The organism is Chryseobacterium soldanellicola, assembly GCF_900100115.1.
Classification (GTDB): domain Bacteria; phylum Bacteroidota; class Bacteroidia; order Flavobacteriales; family Weeksellaceae; genus Chryseobacterium; species Chryseobacterium soldanellicola.
This window is the reverse complement of the sequence record NZ_FNKL01000001.1, coordinates 290225-309388: the sequence shown is the minus strand read 5'-3', so window position 1 is coordinate 309388 and position 19164 is coordinate 290225. Positions and strand designations below refer to the sequence as shown.

Sequence of the window (19164 nt, the reverse complement as noted above, 5' to 3'; positions counted from 1 at the left end):
AAAATAGCGAGTGCGGAAAGCGGGAAAAAGCTTCAAATAAAAAATAAAACAGCTTTTCGATGTAATCAAATAGCTCCTTAAAATAAATAAAAATAACGATTCGACGTAGTCAAATAGTTAAATAATAAAAAGTAATCGATGATGAGTAATTTAAATAGTTTGAGATTACTTCATCGCTCCTGAACCACATTCGCACCTTCAGTCTGTTCGAAATGGCAAAAATAAAAAGAGGCTGCTCAAATATGAACAGCCTCTTTTTGTATGTATTGTTGTCTGAATTATTTCTTTTTGTAAGAAGCATCCTTGATTCTAGCTTTCTTACCTCTAAGATCTCTGAAGTAATAGATTCTAGATCTTCTAACTTTACCTCTTCTGTCAAGTTCAATTTTTTGAAGAGCAGGCATGTTGATAGGGAAAACTCTTTCTACACCTACATCACCAGACATTTTTCTGATAGTGAAAGTTTTTGTAGAACCAGTACCTCTTAATTGGATAACTGTCCCTTTGAAGAACTGAGTTCTTGTTTTTTGACCTTCTTTAATTTCGTAATACACAGTGATTGTATCACCGGCTTTGAATTCTGGGAATTCTTTTTTTGTAATGTACTTGTCTTGTACGTACTTTAATAAATCCATTATTAATAAATAAAATGTTTAGGCTAAGCAACTTACACGGACTTCGTCAGAGGTTGAATAACAGGTTGCAAATATATGAAATACTTTTCAAATATTCCAAACAATTAAACATTAAATAACATAAAGTTTTAAGAGAAATTTTGCTCAAAAATTAACACTTCCTTTAAGTTCCCATTAGACTGAGTTTATATGGGAACTTTACTTTTGCACGATGGTAAAAAGCAATCAATCAATGCTTTTCAAATCCTGACACACAATTTTAAAACAGACACACTTAAACAGAACTACAATGAAACAGTACTTATTTTTTTTCTTTTTTGTCGTCCAGATGGCATTTGGGCAGGCGTTGTTTCCCTATTTGCAAAATCCGACGCCCACTTCGATGATCGTCAACTGGAAAACATCTTCTGATAACGAAACAACAGTGACTTACGGAACATCGGAAACCAATTTAAATGTTACTTTCACAGGAACGACTAATATTTTTTCAGACACAGGCTATAATAACAATTATTATTACCACACCGCAAAAATCGCCAATTTACAGCCCAACACAAAGTATTATTACAAAATAAAAACGGGCAACAGAGAATCTGCAATTTACAATTTCAGAACCCTTCCTTTGCCGGGACAGCCTGTAACAGCGAACGGCAAAATCCGTTTTCTGATCATGGGTGACAATCAGATTAAGGCTGAGCCGAGATATGATACGTTAACTTTGAATGCTTACAAAAAATTAAAAGAAAAATTCGGACCGGATTCTGATCCGTCAGACAATGTTGCTTTGACCTTTATGGTTGGAGATCAGGTAGATGTGGGGACGTTGGATCACTACGAAAATGTACATTTTAAGAAAAATATTAAATTATCACCTTATCTTCCGATCCAGACCACAGTTGGAAATCACGAGACTTACGGAAGTTTAGGAATGAATTCTTACTATGCTCACTTTTATATTGATGAAATTAAATACAAAAACATCTCTTCAGGAAATGAGAATTATTATGCTCAACAAGCTGGAAATGTTTTATTTATAAGCTTAAGCTCAGAACACACAGGTTCGGCTCAGCAAACCTGGCTTCAGCAGATTTTAAATGAAGCAAACAACGATCCTACCGTAGATTGGATCATTTCTTTGAGCCACAGACCGTATCAGGCAGAGCAATATGTGGGTGATATTTCGACTTGGGTAAGAAACAATGCGGTTCCGCTTTTGACGACTTCAAGTAAATATTTAATGCACGTCGGAGCGCACCATCATTTATACCACAGAGGTCAGTTGAAAGACACTCCGAATTATCAGCTTATTTCTGGAGGAACGGCTTGGGATCAGTATTGGGGAATGTCAAACGAGCAGGATTTTGATGATGTTCAGAAAACATTGACTGACTGGACGTATCAGATCGTAGAAGTTGACGTTACCAACGGAAAAGTAAACGTAGAATCTTATTCGATCGGCGGAGTTTATCATAAAAAATATAATGAATTGGTTGATAGTTTTCACCGGTATAAAAATCAGCCGAAACCTGTAAAACCTAGTGTTACAAACACTTTTTCAGCTCCGGTTACTTTGCCTTTAACATTAAATGGAAGCGCTTTTTCCACGACAAACGGAGAATTATTAAATACAACTCAATTCTTAATCAGCAAAGCAGCGGATTTTTCTGTGATTGAAAAAGAATTTTACCGCGACTACGAAGACTGGTTCGGAAAAGATGGAAACGGAACACCCGATATTACAAAAAACGTAAACGCAGGCGTTGATATTACGAAAGCTACCATTGCTTCAAACTCAGTGACCAACGGGATTTATTATGTGAAAGTTCGTTACAGAGACAGAAATTTAGAGTGGAGCGACTGGAGTGATCCAAAACAATTTGAAGTAACAGGAAGTGTAGTTTCAAATCCTACTTTTACTTTAAATAAGACAGAATATGCACAAAATGAGCCAATTACCGCAACTTTCACAGATGGTCCAGGAAATCAGCAGGATTGGGTGGGAATTTATAAAAAAGGACAAACCCCAGCATCCGTAACTTCACAGGCATACCTTTACACAAACGGTCAAACTGCCGGAACAGCTACTTTCCCGAACGGAATTGCAAATAAAGGTCAGTATTTCGCAGGGTTTTTCGCAAACAACGGATACACAGAAATTACACCAAGAAAAAATTTCTATGTAGGGCCGAAAGTTGTATTGACCACAACGGCAGATACTTATCCTGTAGGCGGAACAGTTACAGTTAATTTTACAAACGGACCAAATTTGGTTAAAGACTGGATCGGAATTTACAAAATGGGTCAGGTTCCGGGACCGACACCTTCTATTAAATGGAGTTATGTGACAACACCTGCGGGAACATTGAGTTTTACAGGGCTTCCGAAAGGTTATTATTATGCTCAGTATTTCCTGGAAGATGGATATACAGCAATTGGCGAAAAAGTTTTCTTTAAAGTGGGAGACATCGTTACCGAGCTTTGGATCAACAAGCCTGTTTATACTTTAGGTGAAAATATCACCGCCTCCTGGACGGATTCTCCTGGAATTATCAAAGACTGGCTGGGAATTTATCCTCAAAGTATCACAACACCGGATGATAACTTTATTTCTTATACCTATTTTGACGGAATTACACAGGGTACAAAGACAATGCAGGGTACAGCGTTACCGACAACCCCAGGGAATTATTATATGGTAATGTTTACAAATGATTCATATACAGAGGTTTCAAATAGAGTGCAGTTCCAGGTAATGGGGGCAAGCTTAGGAACGGATGAAGTGAAAAACTCAACAGAAAAGAATGTGATCTTATATCCGAATCCTACAAAGCCGGGACAGCCGACATTCATAAAAAGTGATTATCCTATCGAGAAAATTGAATTGCTTTCCGCATCCGGAGAGTTGCTTTACAAATCAGATAATGTTCAAAATCAAAGGTTCTCTTTAGTGAATGAAAATCTTCCGAAAGGCGTGTATTTCGTGAAAGTTCACACAAGAAAATTATTTACATTAAAATTGATTGTTCAGTAAAATATAAAATATAATAAGAAAGTCCCGAAAGGACGATTTATTACAGGATTGGATAAAATCCAATCAAACAATGACTAGATTAATAAAAAGCGGGAAGATAACTTCTCGCTTTTTCTGATTATTAAGAACAGAATATAATAAAAATTATTAAATTTAGCCAACAGAAAAATCTAATGTTTCATGATAGATAAAAGAGTAAAAAATGCAAAGGAAGCCATCGACGGAATTAAGGATGGAATGACTTTAATGTTGGGTGGATTCGGACTTTGCGGTATTCCTGAAAACTCAATTAATGCTTTGGTAGAGAGCGATGTAAAAGATCTTACCTGCATTTCAAACAACGCGGGTGTTGATGATTTCGGATTGGGTTTATTGCTTCACAAAAGACAGATCAAGAAGATGGTTTCCTCGTATGTAGGAGAAAATGCCGAGTTTGAAAGACAGATGCTTTCCGGAGAATTAGAAGTTGAGCTTACTCCACAGGGAACTTTGGCGGAAAAATGCAGAGCGGCACAAGCCGGAATTCCTGCCTTTTATACGCCTGCAGGCTTCGGAACTGAAGTAGCAGAAGGTAAGGAAGTAAAAGATTTTAAAGGAAAGCCTCATATTTTAGAACATGCCTACGACGCTGATTTTTCTATCGTTAAAGCCTGGAAAGGCGATCATGCAGGAAATTTAATTTTCAAAGGTTCGGCAAGAAATTTTAATCATCCGATGGCGGGTGCAGCAAAAATTACCATTGCTGAAGTTGAAGAATTGGTAGCACCGGGAGAATTAGATCCAAATCAGATTCACATTCCGGGAATTATGATTCAAAGGATTTTCCAGGGAGAAAAATTTGAAAAAAGAATTGAACAGAGAACGGTAAGAAAAAGAGATTAATCTTTTTTGAAATATTTAAAATAAAAACAAAGCGCTGAATTATTTCAGCGCTTTATTTATATTATGCTTCCGGTGAAATAAGCATTTTCCTTTCCCCGATCTGTTGTCGCCACATCGCGTAATACAAGCCTTTTTCAGCAATTAAATTATCGTGGGAGCCCATTTCTATAACCTGTCCGCGTTCCAGAACATAAATTCGGTCTGCATGCATAATCGTGCTTAAACGGTGCGCAATGAGAACCGTAATTTGTTCTTTTTCTTTAGAAATATCTTTGATCGTAGAGGTTATTTCTTCTTCGGTAATGCTGTCCAATGCTGAAGTTGCTTCATCAAAAATCAATAAATGAGGCTTTCTTAAAAGTGCTCTTGCAATGGCAATTCTCTGTTTTTCTCCACCGCTCAATTTCAGTCCGCCTTCACCGATAACGGTTTCGATGCCTTTTTCTGCTCTTTCCAGCAATGCAGTACAGCTTGATTTCTGCAAAGCAATTTCCAGTTCCGCTTCTGTGGCATCAGGATTTACAAAAAGAAGATTTTCTTTAATGGTTCCTGCAAAAAGTTGGGTATCCTGGGTTACAAAACCTATTTGATTCCTCAATTCATCAAAATCAAATTCCTTTCCGTTAATAGAATTATAAAAAATATTCCCTTCCTGAGGCCTGTACAATCCGACAAGCAATTTTACCAACGTACTTTTTCCTGAACCGCTCGGCCCGACAAAAGCAATGGTTTCACCGTTTTTAACATCAAAAGAAATATTATTCAATGCTTTATATTGAGCCGATTGATGCTTGAAGGAAACGTGTTTAAATTCCAGTTCTTCAATCGCGCCAATTTGTTTGGGATGAAGTGGTTTTTCTTCCACTTCTTTTTTCATTAAATTATCAAAATTAAAAAGAGAAGCTTCTGCTTCACGGTAAGAAATGATGATATTCCCGATTTCCTGCATCGGTCCGAAAATAAAAAATCCATAAAACATAAGTGACAAATACTGCCCCGGAGTTACAATGTTTTTAAAAATTAATAATAATAAGGTCATGGTAATCATCTGCTGCAGAAAATTCACCATCGTTCCCTGAATAAAGCTTAAAGAACGGATGCTTTTCACCTTTCTAAGCTCAAGTCCAAGAATTTTATATGTATTATTATTCAAACGGATCACTTCCTGATTGGTTAATCCTAAACTTTTAACAATTTCGATATTTCTTAAACTTTCCGTGGTACTTCCGGCTAAAGCTGTGGTTTCCGAAACGATATTTTTTTGAATGCTTTTGATTCTTTTACTTAACAAATTGGTAATAAAGGCAATCAGGAAAATTCCGCAGATGTACACCGGCATAATCGACCAATGCAAACGGATCGCATACACCGAAACGAAAATAATACTCACCAAAATTCCGAAGAAAATATTAATAAAGCTCGTGATAAATTTTACAGTATCTTCTCTTACTTTCGTTAAAATCGACAACGTTTCACCACTTCTCTGGTCCTCAAATTCCTGATAAGGCAGTGCCATTGAGTGTTTTAAGCCGTCTGTAAATATTTTCGCGCCAAATTTCTGAGTAATCACGCTTACTGCATAATCCTGAAAAGCTTTGGCAATTCGGCTTACCATCGCTGTTCCGATAAGCAATCCTAAAAAGTAAAACACACCGTGATAAATTCCGTCTCCGTATAAATATTGGTCAATATTTCTGGGTAAAAGCTTTTCTTTATCAAAAAAGTTGGGATGTGTAACCAATTTATCAAGGATATTCCCTGTAATGGCCGGCGCAAATAAAGAAAAAACCTGATTGACGGTTGCCAGAAACAAAGAAAGAATGATTAGCCATTGGTAAGGCTTAAGATATTTTAAAAGTATTTTCATTTCTAATAATAATTGCACAAAATTAACAATATTATTTTGACTAACGGTGTTAATAATTTTTATAATAATCTTTCATTCCATAAAATAGAAGAAATCTTTGTGTTAAAAATAACATTGAATTTGTTTAAACTTATTAAAAAATATCAAATATTTAAACCATTAAGTTTTGATTAAGAATTTAAGTTTAATCATCCTTATTTTTAAGCTAAAAAGCGAAGCTGTTCTTAATACTATTAACATCTTAATCAAAACTTAATGGTTCAAAGTAAAAAGTTTAAACAGCTTTATTATTATTTCTGGAGACTTGCCTAAAGATATTATTAAAGAAAGCTTATCCCGAACTCGGATGATAGTCATAATTTTGAATAATAAAGCCCTTTTGTATTCAAGTGAAAATATTTAAATTGCAGGCTAAGTTTTTAATATGCTCACAAAAGAACAAATTGCTCAAAGAATTTCAAAAGAACTCAAAGACCGCTACTATGTAAACCTTGGAATAGGAATCCCGACTTTGGTTGCCAACTACGTGCCAGAAGGTATTTCCGTAGAATTCCAAAGTGAAAACGGAGTGTTGGGAATGGGACCTTTCCCTTTTGAAGGTGAAGAAGATGCAGACATCATCAACGCGGGAAAACAAACGATCACTATTTTAGAAGGCGGCTCATTCTTCGATTCTGCCTTTAGTTTCGGGATGATCAGAGGTCAGAAAGTTGATCTTACCATTCTTGGAGCAATGGAAGTTTCTGAAAACGGAGATATCGCCAACTGGAAAATTCCAGGAAAAATGGTAAAAGGAATGGGCGGCGCCATGGATTTGGTAGCTTCTGCCGAAAATATTATTGTTGCGATGATGCATGTCAACAAAGCAGGAGAAAGTAAAATTCTTAAAAAATGTACACTTCCTTTAACCGGTGTAAACTGCGTGAAAAGAGTGGTCACCGAATTGGCAGTTTTAGACGTAACTCCCGCTGGTTTTAAATTGGTTGAAAGAGCACCGGGAATTTCCGTGGAACACATCATAAAATCTACCGAAGCAGATCTGATCATTGAAGGAGAAATTCCTGAAATGCAATTCTAAATAAAAACAAAACCTTGTCGATTGAGACAAGGTTTTTTTATACGTAATTTAATCGACATAGGAAAATGTAGCGTTAAGAAAATTAAAAATTAATCCGTTAAAAAAATTCCCACTGTTGAAGCGCGAGACAAATTTTGAACCGAAGAACAAATAATAAATTCGCGCAAGTTTTGGGAATTTTAGGATTAAATTTTAATTTTTAGCGAAAGTTTCCAAGTCTTGAATTCTTCGTTCTTTTGTTTCAAGACAAAAGAACTATTTACCATCCTGCGCCCCAAACACTTTCTGCAAAATACTCGTCGTTCTCATTACAGAATTATTTCTGATTCCGCTTTCTTTCTGTGCCACCATTTTAAATACGCCGTTGATGGTTTCTGTGGTTACATATTCGTTAAGATCGGTGCTTACAGCCTGCCCCGTTAGGGTATTGTATTTAGAAATTAAGCTTTTCCAAACAGAATCAGCACCCACTTTTCCCAAAGAAGCCTTTACTTTTGGCTGGAAAGCTGTAAATAACTGGCTTTGAGTTTTAGTCTGTAAATAGTTTGTTGCCGCATTATCAGAGCCTAAAAGAATATTTTTTGCATCTGTAATGGTCATAGACGTAATTGCTTTGGTGAAAATCGGAGTCGCTTCAGTTACAGCATCTTCGGCAGCTCTGTTAAGCAATTTCACCCCCTGATCGGCTAAACTTCCCAAACCAACGGCACGAAGTGTAGTGTCGATTTTTCTTAATTTTTCAGGCATTAAGATTTTTACGGCTTCATTTTTAAAAAAACCATCTGTTACAGCCAGTTTTTTAACGCCTTCTGTGACTCCGAGGCTTAGCGCATCTTTTAACCCTGTTGAAATCTGTGTTGAGGTAAGACTTCCTAAATTTACAGGAGATGTAGACGTTGATTTTGTAGGAGTTGTTGTCGTAGTCGTAGTCGATGTGCCGGTTTGTACAGGTTTTGTAAGATCAATTCCCGTTTTATCCTTTACGGTTGATTTGATAATGTCTAAAATTTGTGCCTGTGTCGAAACTGAAATGAATAGTCCTGCAGCCAGGAAAAAAGTTTTTCTCATCTTATATTTTTTGCAAATTTAGATGATTTATTATGTAATAGGTTAAAATCTTATAGAAGTTTTCAGAAAATAATTATATTAGCCAAAACCTTAATTATATCCAATAATGCGTTATTTGCTGCTTCTTTTTATTCTGTTTTCAAATGTACTTTTTTCTCAAAAAAAACTAAATTTAATCCCTTATCCTCAAAATTTACAACTTTCTGAAGGAAAATTTACTATTTCTGATGTTTTTACATTAAGTAATGACCTGCCAAAAGAAGAAACGGAATATTTTAAAAAGAGCTTAAATTCAAGGTTAAAATTTCAAAATTCAGATAAATCAAAGGCATGTTTGGTCTATTCGCAGCTTTCAAAATCAAAAAATTCAACACAAAATGATGAATTTTACTCACTGGAAATCACACCAAAACAGATCTTAATTAAATCTTATACAAAACAGGGATATTTTTTAGCACTTCAGACATTGATTCAGTTATTTGAAGAATTTAAAAATGATCAGCAAATTCCAGCCTTAAAAATTGAAGATCAGCCAAAATTTGCCTGGCGAGGGATGCATTTGGATGTTTGCCGTCATTTCTTCACCGTTGAGGAAGTGAAAAAGTATATCGATTATTTAGCAATGTATAAATTAAATACATTTCATTGGCATTTGACAGATGATCAGGGTTGGAGAATTGAAATTAAAAAATATCCGAAATTAACGCAAATCGGTTCAAAACGTAAAGAATCAATGATTGGGGCTTATGTTGACAATACTTTTGACGGAAAACCTTACGGCCCCTATTTTTACACGCAGGATCAGATAAAAGATGTTGTAAAATATGCTCAGGATCGACATATTACAGTAGTTCCGGAAATTGAAATGCCGGGACATGCTTTGGCTGCATTAGCGGCATACCCTGAATTGGCATGTACAAAAGGACCTTTCGAACCCGCCACAAAATGGGGCGTTTTTGATGATGTTTTTTGCCCGAAAGACGAGACTTTTAAGTTTTTAGAAAATGTTTTGGATGAGGTGATGGTTCTTTTTCCTTCAAAATATATCCACATTGGTGGTGATGAATGCCCGAAAACAAGATGGAAGGAATGTGCTCATTGTCAGGAATTAATCAAGAAAAATAATTTAAAAGATGAACATGGATTGCAGAGTTATTTCATCCACAGAATTGAAAAATATGTCAATTCTAAAGGGCGAAAAATCATCGGCTGGGACGAGATTCTGGAAGGCGGATTAGCGCCAAATGCTGCTGTCATGAGCTGGACGGGCGTAAACGGAGGAATTGAAGCCGCAAAATCAAATCATTTTGCTGTAATGACTCCGGGATCTTATTGTTATTTTGATCACTATCAGGGAGATCCTGCAACGGAACCTAATGCTTTTGGTGGATTTACGCCTTTGGATAAAGTTTATTCATACAACCCAATTCCGACAGAATTGAATACTGAGCAGGCAAAATATATTTTAGGAGTTCAGGCGAATTTATGGACAGAATATATTGAAGATTTTAAACAGGTTCAGTACATGATTTTCCCAAGATTGATGGCACTTTCAGAAGTTGGTTGGGGAACTTCCGATCCGGAAAATTATAAAGAATTTGAAGGAAGAGTGATCAACGAATTCAAGGTTTTGGATAAAATGAATGTGAATTATGCAAAAAGCATTTACAATGTTTCAGGAAAGGTAATTCCGAAAAATAATGGAGTGGTTTATGAGCTTTCAACTTCACAAAATCCAAGCGGGATCCGATATACTTTAGATGAAACAAACCCGAATTCTAATTCTCAGGCTTATCAAAACCCGATTCCTGTTTCGAAATCAATGACCGTTAAATCAGCTTATTTTGAAAACGGACAATTAAAAAGTGCAGTTTCTTCTCAACAATTTACAATTTCAAAATCAACAGGAAAAAATATTACTTTAGAACAACAGCCGAGCGAAAATTATTCTTTCGGTGGAGCTTTCACTTTAATTGACGGAATTATTGGAAATCAAAGGCAGTTAGGTAAAACGTGGCTCGGTTTTCAGGGAAAAGATGTTGTGGCAACAATTGATTTCGGAAATAAAACTAATTTTACGGAAGTTTATTTTAATACATTAGAAAATAAAGGCAGTTGGATACATATGGCAAAATCCGCCCAAATTTTTGTTTCTGATGATAATAAAAATTTCAAAATGATCAAGGAAATAGGAAAAGATGAGATCCAGAATGCAAAAGGGAAAATTAAATTAAACGTAGGAAACCAAAATTCAAAATATATTAAAATTAAAATAGAAAACGCAGGAATTATACCGGCCGGAAATCCGGGAGCAGATTCAAAAGCATGGCTTTTTGTTGATGAAATCAGAGTAAACTAAACTTTTACAGTTTTTCTAAGCCCTAGTTCCTAAATACTAATACCTATTAAAAAACAATGAACTCACGCAGAAAATTTCTAAAAAACACCGCATTGGCATCTTCAGCATTATTGTTGAATCCGTTGGATTTAATTGCTAAAGACTTACCTGAAAATAATAAAATTGTCAACAAACCGATCGTCATTTCCACATGGAATTTCGGGTTAAAGGCAAATGAAGAAGCCTGGACGATTTTAGGAAAAAACGGAAGAGCATTGGATGCCGTGGAGAAAGGTGTTCGTTTGGTTGAAAATGATCCGACAGAAAGAAGCGTTGGATATGGCGGACGCCCCGACAGAGACGGAAGAGTGACGTTGGATGCCTGTATTATGGATGAAAATTATAATATCGGCTCGGTTGCCTGTCTTGAAAACATTAAAAATCCGATTTCTGTGGCAAGAGCCGTGATGGAAAAAACACCACACGTAATGTTAGTGGGCGATGGAGCTTTGCAATTTGCAGTTTCTCAAGGTTTTAAGAAAGAAAGTATTCTGACTGCCGAATCTGAAAAAGAGTGGAAAGAATGGTTAAAAGACAGCAAATACCAACCTATCGTCAACATTGAAAATCACGATACAATCGGAATGATCGCTTTGGATGCGCAAGGAAATCTTTCCGGAGCTTGTACAACCAGCGGAATGGCTTTTAAAATGCACGGCAGAGTAGGCGATTCTCCAATTATCGGAGCAGGTTTATTTGTTGATAATGAGATAGGTGCAGCAACGGCAACAGGTCATGGTGAAGAAGTGATCAGAATGGTAGGAACTCATCTTGTGGTTGAATTGATGCGACAAGGTAAAAGTCCGCAACAGGCTTGTAAAGAAGCAGTTGAAAGAATTGTACAGATTACTAAGAGAAGAAATAAGAATTTAAAAGATATTCAGGTTGGTTTTATTGCTCTGAATAAAAAGGGTGAGTATGGTTCGTATTGTATTCAGGACGGATTTAATTATGCCGTTTATGACCAAAAAGGAAACCGCTTGGAAAAACCGGAATTTGCTTTAAAATAATTAGTTAGAAATTAGAAATTAATTTTGCTAAACCCTAAACCCTAAACCCTAAACCCAAATGTCAAAAATAGAAATAGCCTGCTTCAACCCCGAATCAGCAATCATTGCTTTTGAAAGCGGAGCAGACAGAATAGAATTATGCGACGGATTAAGCGAAGGCGGAACAACGCCAAGCTTTGAAATCGCAAAACAACTTAGAGAGAAAATAAACATCCCGATTTTCATTATGATTCGTCCTCGTGGTGGAGATTTTACGTATTCTGATGCTGAATTTGAGCAGATGAAATTGGATTTAATTCAGTTAAGATCATTAAATGTTGACGGTTTTGTTTTCGGAATTTTAGATGAAAATGATGAGGTAAATATGGGGCAAAATAAAGAATTAGTTGAATTGGCAAATCCTCTTCCGTGTACTTTTCATCGAGCTTTTGACAGAGCGAAAGATTTGGAAAATTCTTTAGAAAAAGTAATTGAATGTGGCTTTAAAACCATTCTTACTTCAGGTCAAAAGTCAAACGTTTCTGAAGGTAAAGAAAACCTTAAAAAACTAGTGGAATTATCCAACGGAAGAATCGAAATTCTTGTTGGCGGCGGGCTTCGTTCAAAAAATATTAAAGAAATTAGAGAGGTTACAAAAGCTGGATATTTCCATTCTTCTGCGATTACGGATGGTGGTTCTTTTGCGAATGCAGATGAGGTTGTTGCTTTGAAGAGTAAATAATTTTTCTTAAAAAAACGGTTTGTTTGTCATTCAGAACGCAACAAAGTGGAGTGAAGAATCTCAACTTAATATTCTTAAAAGCTTAACTTAAAACTTAGTGGTTTATTTATATGTGTAGAGATTCTTCCTTCGTCAGAATGACAAACGTAACGCTATTTAAATACAATAATTAATGAACAAAACTATCCTTTTTGCTTTCCTTTTCATTCAGAATATACTATTTGCGCAGTTTTCAGAACGAAATTTATCTTCTGAAAAATGGCAGTTCAAAAATGCAAAAGAAAATTCTTGGATGACCGCCTCGGTCCCGGGAACGGTTCATTTGGATTTGATGGACCATAAAATTATTCCCGATCCTTACAAAGATGAGAATGAAAAGAAAGTGCAATGGATAGAAAATGAAGACTGGGATTATCAAACTTCATTTACAATTTCACCAAAAGAATTAGAAAATCAAAATATTGATTTGATTTTTAATGGATTGGATACGTTTTCAGAAATTTATCTGAACGGAAAACTGTTGAGAAAAACAGATAATATGTTCAGAAAATGGGAAATTCCGGTTAAGCAAAATTTGAAACCTGGTGAAAATATTTTACAGGTTAAATTTAAATCTGCCGTAAATGTCGGAAAAGAACTGGCAAAAAAAGTTCCTTTTACAATGCCTGAATCTCCAAGAAGTTTTGTGAGAAAAGCGCAATATCAATTCGGATGGGATTGGGGACCGAGACTGGTTACAGCCGGAATATGGAAAGATTTAAAACTGAGTTTCTGGAATAATGCCAAACTTGAAAATATAAAAATTGAACAAAAAAGCTTAACGAAACAAAAAGCGGAATTAAGTATTCATACCGAGATCATTGCTGAAAAAGAAGGCAAATATGCTGTTTCCATTAACAATCAATCAAAAAGCTTCCAATTAAAAAAAGGGGAAAACACAATTGAGATTCCTTTTACAATTAATAATCCAAAGCTTTGGCAGCCAAATGGTTGGGGCGATCCGAATTTGTATGATATAAAAATTTCTTTGCAAAAAGATTCAAAAATTATAGATGATAAAATTGAAAGAATTGGTTTAAGAACAATTGAATTAATTCAGGAAAAAGATGCAAAAGGAAAATCTTTTTATTTTAAAGTCAATGGAAATCCAATGTATGCAAAAGGTACAAACTGGATTCCATCTGACAGTTTTTCACCAAGAATTACGAAAGAAAAATATCAAAAATTGATTAAAGATTCCAAAGAAGCGAATATAAATATGATTCGTGTCTGGGGCGGCGGAATTTACGAAGACGATGAATTTTACAAAGCCTGTGACGAAAACGGAATTTTGGTTTGGCAAGATTTTATGTTTGCGGGTAGTTTTTATCCATCCGATGAAGCATTTTTAAACAATGTAAAAGAAGAGGTAAAAGATCAGGTCAACCGACTTCAAAATCATGCGTCAATTGCTTTGTGGTGCGGAAATAATGAAGTGGATGAAGCGATTGTCAACTGGGGTTATCAAAAGCAGCTCAAATATTCAAAAGAAGATTCTCTGCAGGTTTGGAAAGATTATAAAAAAGTTTTCCATGAATTGATTCCCAATACGTTAAAAGAAAATCTGACGGCTGATAAAAATATGTACTGGCCAAGTTCGCCATCAATTGGTTGGGGACACAAAGAAAGCCTGACAGAAGGAGATTCCCATTATTGGGGCGTTTGGTGGGGAGAGCAGCCGTTTGAAATTTTTAATGAAAAAATCCCGAGATTTGCTTCTGAATACGGTTTTCAGGGAATGCCAACATTGGAAACTACGAAATCAATGTTTTCAGGAAATCCGGACTTAAACTTAGAAAACGGAACCATAAAAGCTCACGAAAAACACGGAAGAGGCTGGGAAATCATCAATTCTTATATAAAACGTGATTATAATGTTCCGACAGATTTTGTGAAATATAATTATGTCTCTCAATTGTTGCAAGCCCGCGGAATGCAGATTGCGATTGAAGCCCACCGCCGAGCAAAACCTTACAATATGGGAACTTTATATTGGCAGTTAAATGATTGCTGGCCAGTGGTTTCATGGTCTTCGATTGATTATTTGGGAAACTGGAAAGCGCTGCATTATCAGATTAAAAGAAGTTTTGAAAATCAAGTGATTTTGACAGAAGAAAAAGATGGAATTCTGAATTTTTACGCCATTAATGATGAGTTGAAAGATTTTAAAAATGTTAATTTGGAAATTCAGATTATAAAATTTAATGGTGAAATTTTAAATAAAAAAATGGTTTCAAGCGGAAAAAATTTAGAAGAAATTGTAAAATTTGAACCAATTGAAATTAAAAATTTACTTTCTAATTCAAATAAAGATGAAGTCTTTTTACGATTAACTTTAAAAGAGGCAAATAACAAAATTATCGCTCAAAACAATCATTTTTTTGTACAACCGAAAGATTTAAAGCTTCCAAAGCCTAATATCAAAATCAAGAAAATTTCTCCGACAGAAATTGAAATTTCCACAGACGTTTTAGCAAAAGATGTTTATTTAATGGGGGATACTCATTTCAGTGACAATTTCTTTGATCTGCTTCCAAAAACATCAAAAAGAATTAGACTTTCAAAACCTTTGGAAAAAGTTGAGGTGATGAGTCTTTGGGATACAATGAATTAATATGTTTAACATTTTAATTTTCCTTATTTGAAGCAGTAAAAACTATGTAAAAAATATCAGTTTTTATTCTCAACTGGAAAATCGGCGTAAATTTGACTCTTATTTCTCGCATATGGTAAATTTTGTTCTGATAGCAGTCTGTATTTTGGCCGGAATGATTCTGAGAGCGACAAAATCGATCCATCCCGAAGCTCACAAAGGCATCAATACATGGATTCTTTACTTGGCGCTTCCTGCGGTTTCATTTAAATATTTACCGAAAGTTCATTGGACGACAGAAATGTTTTTCCCGATTATCGCTACTTTTTTGACGTCCGTTTTCTGTTTTTTCTTCATGATGTTTTACAGCAGAAGCAAGGGATATTCAAGACGGTCGAGAAGTACGCTGGAGCTGGTGAGCGGTTATAGTAATACTTCATTTGTCGGTTTTCCGCTGGTTGCTGCATTTTATGGCGAAAGTTTTTTAAGTATTGCCATCATTTGTGATCAGACTATGTTTTTTTCGCTTTCAACATTAGGAATTATTGCCGCTTTAAAAGGAGGAAGCAAATCAGGAACAATAAGTGCAGGATTTATTTTAAAAAGATTAATCACTTTTCCGCCGCTTATTGGTTGTATTGCGGCATTGATTTTATCTCAGTTCATGGATTTCACTTCAGCAGAACCATTTTTTGATAAACTGGCAGCGACAGTCAGTCCATTAGCTTTATTTTCAGTCGGATTACAGTTAAAATTCAATGGCTGGAAAAAATTGATCCCTCAAATGTCGGTTTCAATGTTGTATAAATTAATTGTAGCGCCTGCTATCACATTAGGGCTGGCTTTATTGCTTGGAATAAAGGGAAACATTGCAAAAATCACCATTTTTGAATCTGCAATGCCGGCCGTTCTTACTTCGAGCATCATTGCAGAACAATTCAGATTGAATACGAAACTTACAAATTTAACCATCGGATTCAGCATCATTATTGGACTTTTTACTTCGGCGGTCTGGTATAAAATTATTGAATTCTTTTTCTGAATATAGATTTGTCATTCAAAATCAGAAATCTATTATTACCAATTTATCACGAATTATTTTCAGGAGCAATTTGATTACATCGAAAAGCTATTTTATTTTTTATTTGAAGCTTTTTCCGGCTTTCTACTATATCTTTTTGGTTACGGGCTCCGCTTCGCTCCGCCCGCAACCAAAAAGGATGTCGTTGCAATCCGGGCTAGGACTGAAGTCATTATTTTCAGCTTTTGTCATTCCTCGCAATGGACTAAACAAAATATTGCAATTCTCTAAAGAAAGATCTAATTTTACACTTTAAATATTTCCCTTGCCATACGCTCAAATTGTTTTACCGTTAAATTTACGAGGAACTTTCACGTACAGAATTCCTGATGAGATTGTGTCTGTTATTCAAGCAGGAATGCGCGTTTTGGTACCTTTTGGCGGGAAGAAAATTTATACCGGAATTGTTTTTGAAATCCATAATCAGACGCCTGAAAATTTCGTTGTAAAAGAAGTAATTAGTATTTTGGACGATCAGCCGATCCTTCCGAGTGAGCAGATTCATTTTTGGAACTGGCTTTCAGAATATTATCTGTGTAATTTGGGCGAAATTTACCGTTTTGCTTTTCCGTCTTCTTTAAAGCTGGAAAGTGAAACCTATTTAAAATTAAAGCCAAACGCGGTTATTGATTTTGAGATCCTGGATGTCAATGAAATGTACATGGTTCAGGCTCTGGAAGTACGCCAATTAATCAATTTGACGGATATTGAAGCATTTATTCCTAAAAAAGATATTATCAAAACCATCAATTCACTGATTGATCTTCAATACATTGAAATTGATGAAAAAATAACGGAAAAATATAAAGCAAAAGAAGTTGCTTACGTTAAAATTAATGAGAAGCTTTTAAGCAATGAGAATCTTACGATAATCCTTTCAAAACTGGATAAAGCTCCAAAGCAGAAAGAGCTTTTCTTATCTATTTTATCCAGACAATCTGATAATCCGGAGAATTTTATAAAAAAATCGGATGTTTTTGCAGAAGGTCATTTTGCACAGTCGCATTTTAAGCCACTTTTAGATAAAGAATTGATTGAAGAATATTATATTCAGAAAGACAGGATTGAAAGTTATAACGGTGAAACAGAAGAAATAGAAGACCTTTCCGAGCCTCAGAAGCAGTCGAAAATTGAGATTGACGAAGCTTTTAATGAAGGCAAAAATGTGCTGCTTCACGGGGTAACTTCTTCAGGGAAAACGCATTTGTATTTAGATAAAATTGAAGAATGCATTAATGAAGGGAAAAATGTACTGTTTTTACTTCCCGAAATTTCTTTAACCAAACAAATTACCCAAAGATTAGAAAAAAAATACGGCCGCCAGCTTGGTTTTTATCATCAGAAATTAACTGATTTTGAACGTGTTGAAGTTTGGCGAAGAATCAAGCAAAATGATATTCAAATCCTGATCGGAACGCGGAATGCTTTATTTTTGCCTTATCAGAATTTAGGGTTGATTATTGTTGATGAAGAGCACGATTCTGCTTACAAACCGAGAGAAGTTTCACCTTATTTTAATGCAAAAGATTCTGCATTGGTCTTTGCAAATTTCTATGATGCAAAAGTGATTTTAGGTTCTGCAACCCCTTCTGTGGAAAGCTATTATTTAGCCCAAAAGGATAAATTGAGATATGTTTTCCTGAATGAAAGGTTCGGAAATGTGAAACTTCCTGAATTTGAACTGATTGATTTTAAAGAGGCTCAGGATTCCAAGAAAATTTCCGGAAATTTTTCATTAAAATTAATTGAAGAAATTAAGAAAAATTTAGACGAGAAAAATCAAACTATAATTCTCCACAACCGCCGTGGTTATGCCAATGTCGTGGAATGTGAAACCTGTGGCTACGTCAATTATTGCTCCAATTGTGACGTCGTTCTGACCTATCACAAAGCTGCCAATGAAATGAAATGCCATTATTGCGGTCAACGGGCTTCAAAGCCAAAAACCTGTCCGAAATGCCATTCCGAAAATCTGAATGAAAGAGGAGTAGGCGTAGAGCAGATTCACGAAGAAGTCTCTAAAATATTTCCTGATAATGAAGTAGATAGAATGGATGTGGATTCGATGCGGAAAAAATTTGCCTACGAAAAATTATACGAAAAAATTGAAGACCGCGAAACGGATATTATTGTAGGGACTCAGATGATTTCCAAAGGATTGGATTTTGACCATATCGAATTGGTTGCGATACCAAAAGCAGATTCTATGTTATATGTCCAGGATTTCAGGGCGGAAGAAAGGGCTTATCAGCTTATCACTCAGGTTTCCGGAAGAGCGGGAAGGGTTTCCGGAAATGGAAAAGTTGTGATTCAGACTTTTAATCCGGGACATTCTGTTTTCCAGTTAATTAAAATGAATGAAGTCTCAAAAATCTATGAATATTTCTTGAAGGAACGCCAAAAATTTCATTATCCGCCTTTTACAAAATTAATCATGATCGAAATGAAGCACAGGCGTGAAGATAAAGTAAACCGTGCGTCACAGTTTTTAGGTTCGGTTTTACGGAAATATTTGCCAGAAGATTGTGTTTTGGGTCCGGAAAAATCTCAGATTGCAAGGTTGAATAATTTGTATCAATTTCAGATCATGCTGAAGCTTCCACGAGGAAAAAAGTATGAGGAATTCAAGAAGCTCGTTTTGATAAGTCTAAAAGAATTTGAAGAAATCACTGCCTATCAAAGCATTAAAAAAGACGTTTTTGTGGATATTTAACAATTTTTAACAAACTTTATAGCACTTTATTATATCGGAAGTAACCAA

The 19164-nt window shown here is 35.4% G+C and carries 12 protein-coding genes; 9 read left to right on the top strand and 3 right to left on the bottom strand.

Annotation, left to right across the window (positions count from 1 at the left end; translation table 11 throughout):
* Positions 1 to 278: 278 nt before the first annotated feature.
* Positions 279 to 635 carry a 50S ribosomal protein L19 gene (gene rplS / locus BLT04_RS01375; protein WP_089752943.1) on the bottom strand — a complete coding sequence of 119 codons (357 nt, stop codon included), beginning with the start codon at positions 633 to 635 and terminating at the stop codon, positions 279 to 281.
* A gap of 289 nt (positions 636 to 924) precedes the next feature.
* On the opposite strand from rplS, the gene BLT04_RS01370 reads away from it, so the two are divergent.
* Both BLT04_RS01370 and BLT04_RS01365 read left to right on the top strand, forming a co-directional pair.
* Positions 925 to 3666: a fibronectin type III domain-containing protein gene (locus tag BLT04_RS01370; protein WP_089752940.1), complete on the top strand. Its 2742-nt coding sequence runs from the start codon at positions 925 to 927 to the stop codon at positions 3664 to 3666.
* Between the two features lie 180 nt (positions 3667 to 3846).
* Positions 3847 to 4548, top strand: a complete 702-nt coding sequence (locus BLT04_RS01365; RefSeq protein WP_089752938.1) for a CoA transferase subunit A — start codon at positions 3847 to 3849, stop codon at positions 4546 to 4548.
* A 61-nt stretch (positions 4549 to 4609) separates the two neighbouring features.
* On the opposite strand, the gene BLT04_RS01360 is transcribed toward BLT04_RS01365, so the two are convergent.
* Complete coding sequence (locus BLT04_RS01360; protein WP_089752937.1) at positions 4610 to 6415, bottom strand: ABC transporter ATP-binding protein; 1806 nt, start codon at positions 6413 to 6415, stop codon at positions 4610 to 4612.
* 424 nt (positions 6416 to 6839) lie between these two features.
* On the opposite strand from BLT04_RS01360, the gene BLT04_RS01355 reads away from it, so the two are divergent.
* Complete coding sequence (locus BLT04_RS01355; RefSeq protein WP_089752934.1) at positions 6840 to 7493, top strand: CoA transferase subunit B; 654 nt, start codon at positions 6840 to 6842, stop codon at positions 7491 to 7493.
* Positions 7494 to 7748: 255 nt separating this feature from the next.
* On the opposite strand, the gene BLT04_RS01350 is transcribed toward BLT04_RS01355, so the two are convergent.
* Entirely contained in the window at positions 7749 to 8561 is an 813-nt protein-coding gene (locus tag BLT04_RS01350) for a DUF4197 domain-containing protein (protein ID WP_170828407.1), read from the bottom strand.
* A gap of 106 nt (positions 8562 to 8667) precedes the next feature.
* Here BLT04_RS01350 and BLT04_RS01345 point away from each other — a divergent pair, with 106 nt between their 5' ends.
* The 6 genes from BLT04_RS01345 to priA all read left to right on the top strand — a co-directional run bounded on the left by BLT04_RS01345 (position 8668) and on the right by priA (position 19116).
* Positions 8668 to 10920, top strand: a complete 2253-nt coding sequence (locus BLT04_RS01345; RefSeq protein ID WP_228421883.1) for a glycoside hydrolase family 20 protein — start codon at positions 8668 to 8670, stop codon at positions 10918 to 10920.
* A gap of 56 nt (positions 10921 to 10976) precedes the next feature.
* The gene (locus BLT04_RS01340; RefSeq protein ID WP_089752931.1) at positions 10977 to 11969 is read left to right on the top strand and encodes an isoaspartyl peptidase/L-asparaginase family protein; all 993 of its coding nucleotides are present in this window, start codon (positions 10977 to 10979) and stop codon (positions 11967 to 11969) included.
* A gap of 58 nt (positions 11970 to 12027) precedes the next feature.
* Positions 12028 to 12690 carry a copper homeostasis protein CutC gene (locus tag BLT04_RS01335; RefSeq protein WP_089752930.1) on the top strand — a complete coding sequence of 221 codons (663 nt, stop codon included), beginning with the start codon at positions 12028 to 12030 and terminating at the stop codon, positions 12688 to 12690.
* 172 nt (positions 12691 to 12862) lie between these two features.
* A complete protein-coding gene (locus tag BLT04_RS01330; RefSeq protein WP_089752928.1) occupies positions 12863 to 15343 on the top strand; it encodes a beta-mannosidase in 2481 nt (826 codons plus the stop codon).
* Between the two features lie 112 nt (positions 15344 to 15455).
* On the top strand, positions 15456 to 16364 hold the full coding sequence (locus BLT04_RS01325) for an AEC family transporter (protein ID WP_089752926.1): 909 nt from the start codon (positions 15456 to 15458) through the stop codon (positions 16362 to 16364).
* 304 nt (positions 16365 to 16668) lie between these two features.
* Positions 16669 to 19116, top strand: a complete 2448-nt coding sequence (priA, locus tag BLT04_RS01320) for a replication restart helicase PriA (RefSeq protein ID WP_089752924.1) — start codon at positions 16669 to 16671, stop codon at positions 19114 to 19116.
* Positions 19117 to 19164 lie beyond the last annotated feature (48 nt).

Coding starts and splice junctions, on each gene's coding strand:
- rplS (WP_089752943.1), bottom strand. CDS start 635: ATGGATTTATTAAAGTACGTACAAGACAAGTACATTACAAAAAAAGAA.
- BLT04_RS01355 (WP_089752934.1), top strand. CDS start 6,840: ATGCTCACAAAAGAACAAATTGCTCAAAGAATTTCAAAAGAACTCAAA.
- BLT04_RS01360 (WP_089752937.1), bottom strand. CDS start 6,415: ATGAAAATACTTTTAAAATATCTTAAGCCTTACCAATGGCTAATCATT.
- BLT04_RS01365 (WP_089752938.1), top strand. CDS start 3,847: ATGATAGATAAAAGAGTAAAAAATGCAAAGGAAGCCATCGACGGAATT.
- BLT04_RS01325 (WP_089752926.1), top strand. CDS start 15,456: ATGGTAAATTTTGTTCTGATAGCAGTCTGTATTTTGGCCGGAATGATT.
- BLT04_RS01345 (WP_228421883.1), top strand. CDS start 8,668: ATGCGTTATTTGCTGCTTCTTTTTATTCTGTTTTCAAATGTACTTTTT.
- BLT04_RS01335 (WP_089752930.1), top strand. CDS start 12,028: ATGTCAAAAATAGAAATAGCCTGCTTCAACCCCGAATCAGCAATCATT.
- BLT04_RS01370 (WP_089752940.1), top strand. CDS start 925: ATGAAACAGTACTTATTTTTTTTCTTTTTTGTCGTCCAGATGGCATTT.
- BLT04_RS01340 (WP_089752931.1), top strand. CDS start 10,977: ATGAACTCACGCAGAAAATTTCTAAAAAACACCGCATTGGCATCTTCA.
- BLT04_RS01350 (WP_170828407.1), bottom strand. CDS start 8,561: ATGAGAAAAACTTTTTTCCTGGCTGCAGGACTATTCATTTCAGTTTCG.
- BLT04_RS01330 (WP_089752928.1), top strand. CDS start 12,863: ATGAACAAAACTATCCTTTTTGCTTTCCTTTTCATTCAGAATATACTA.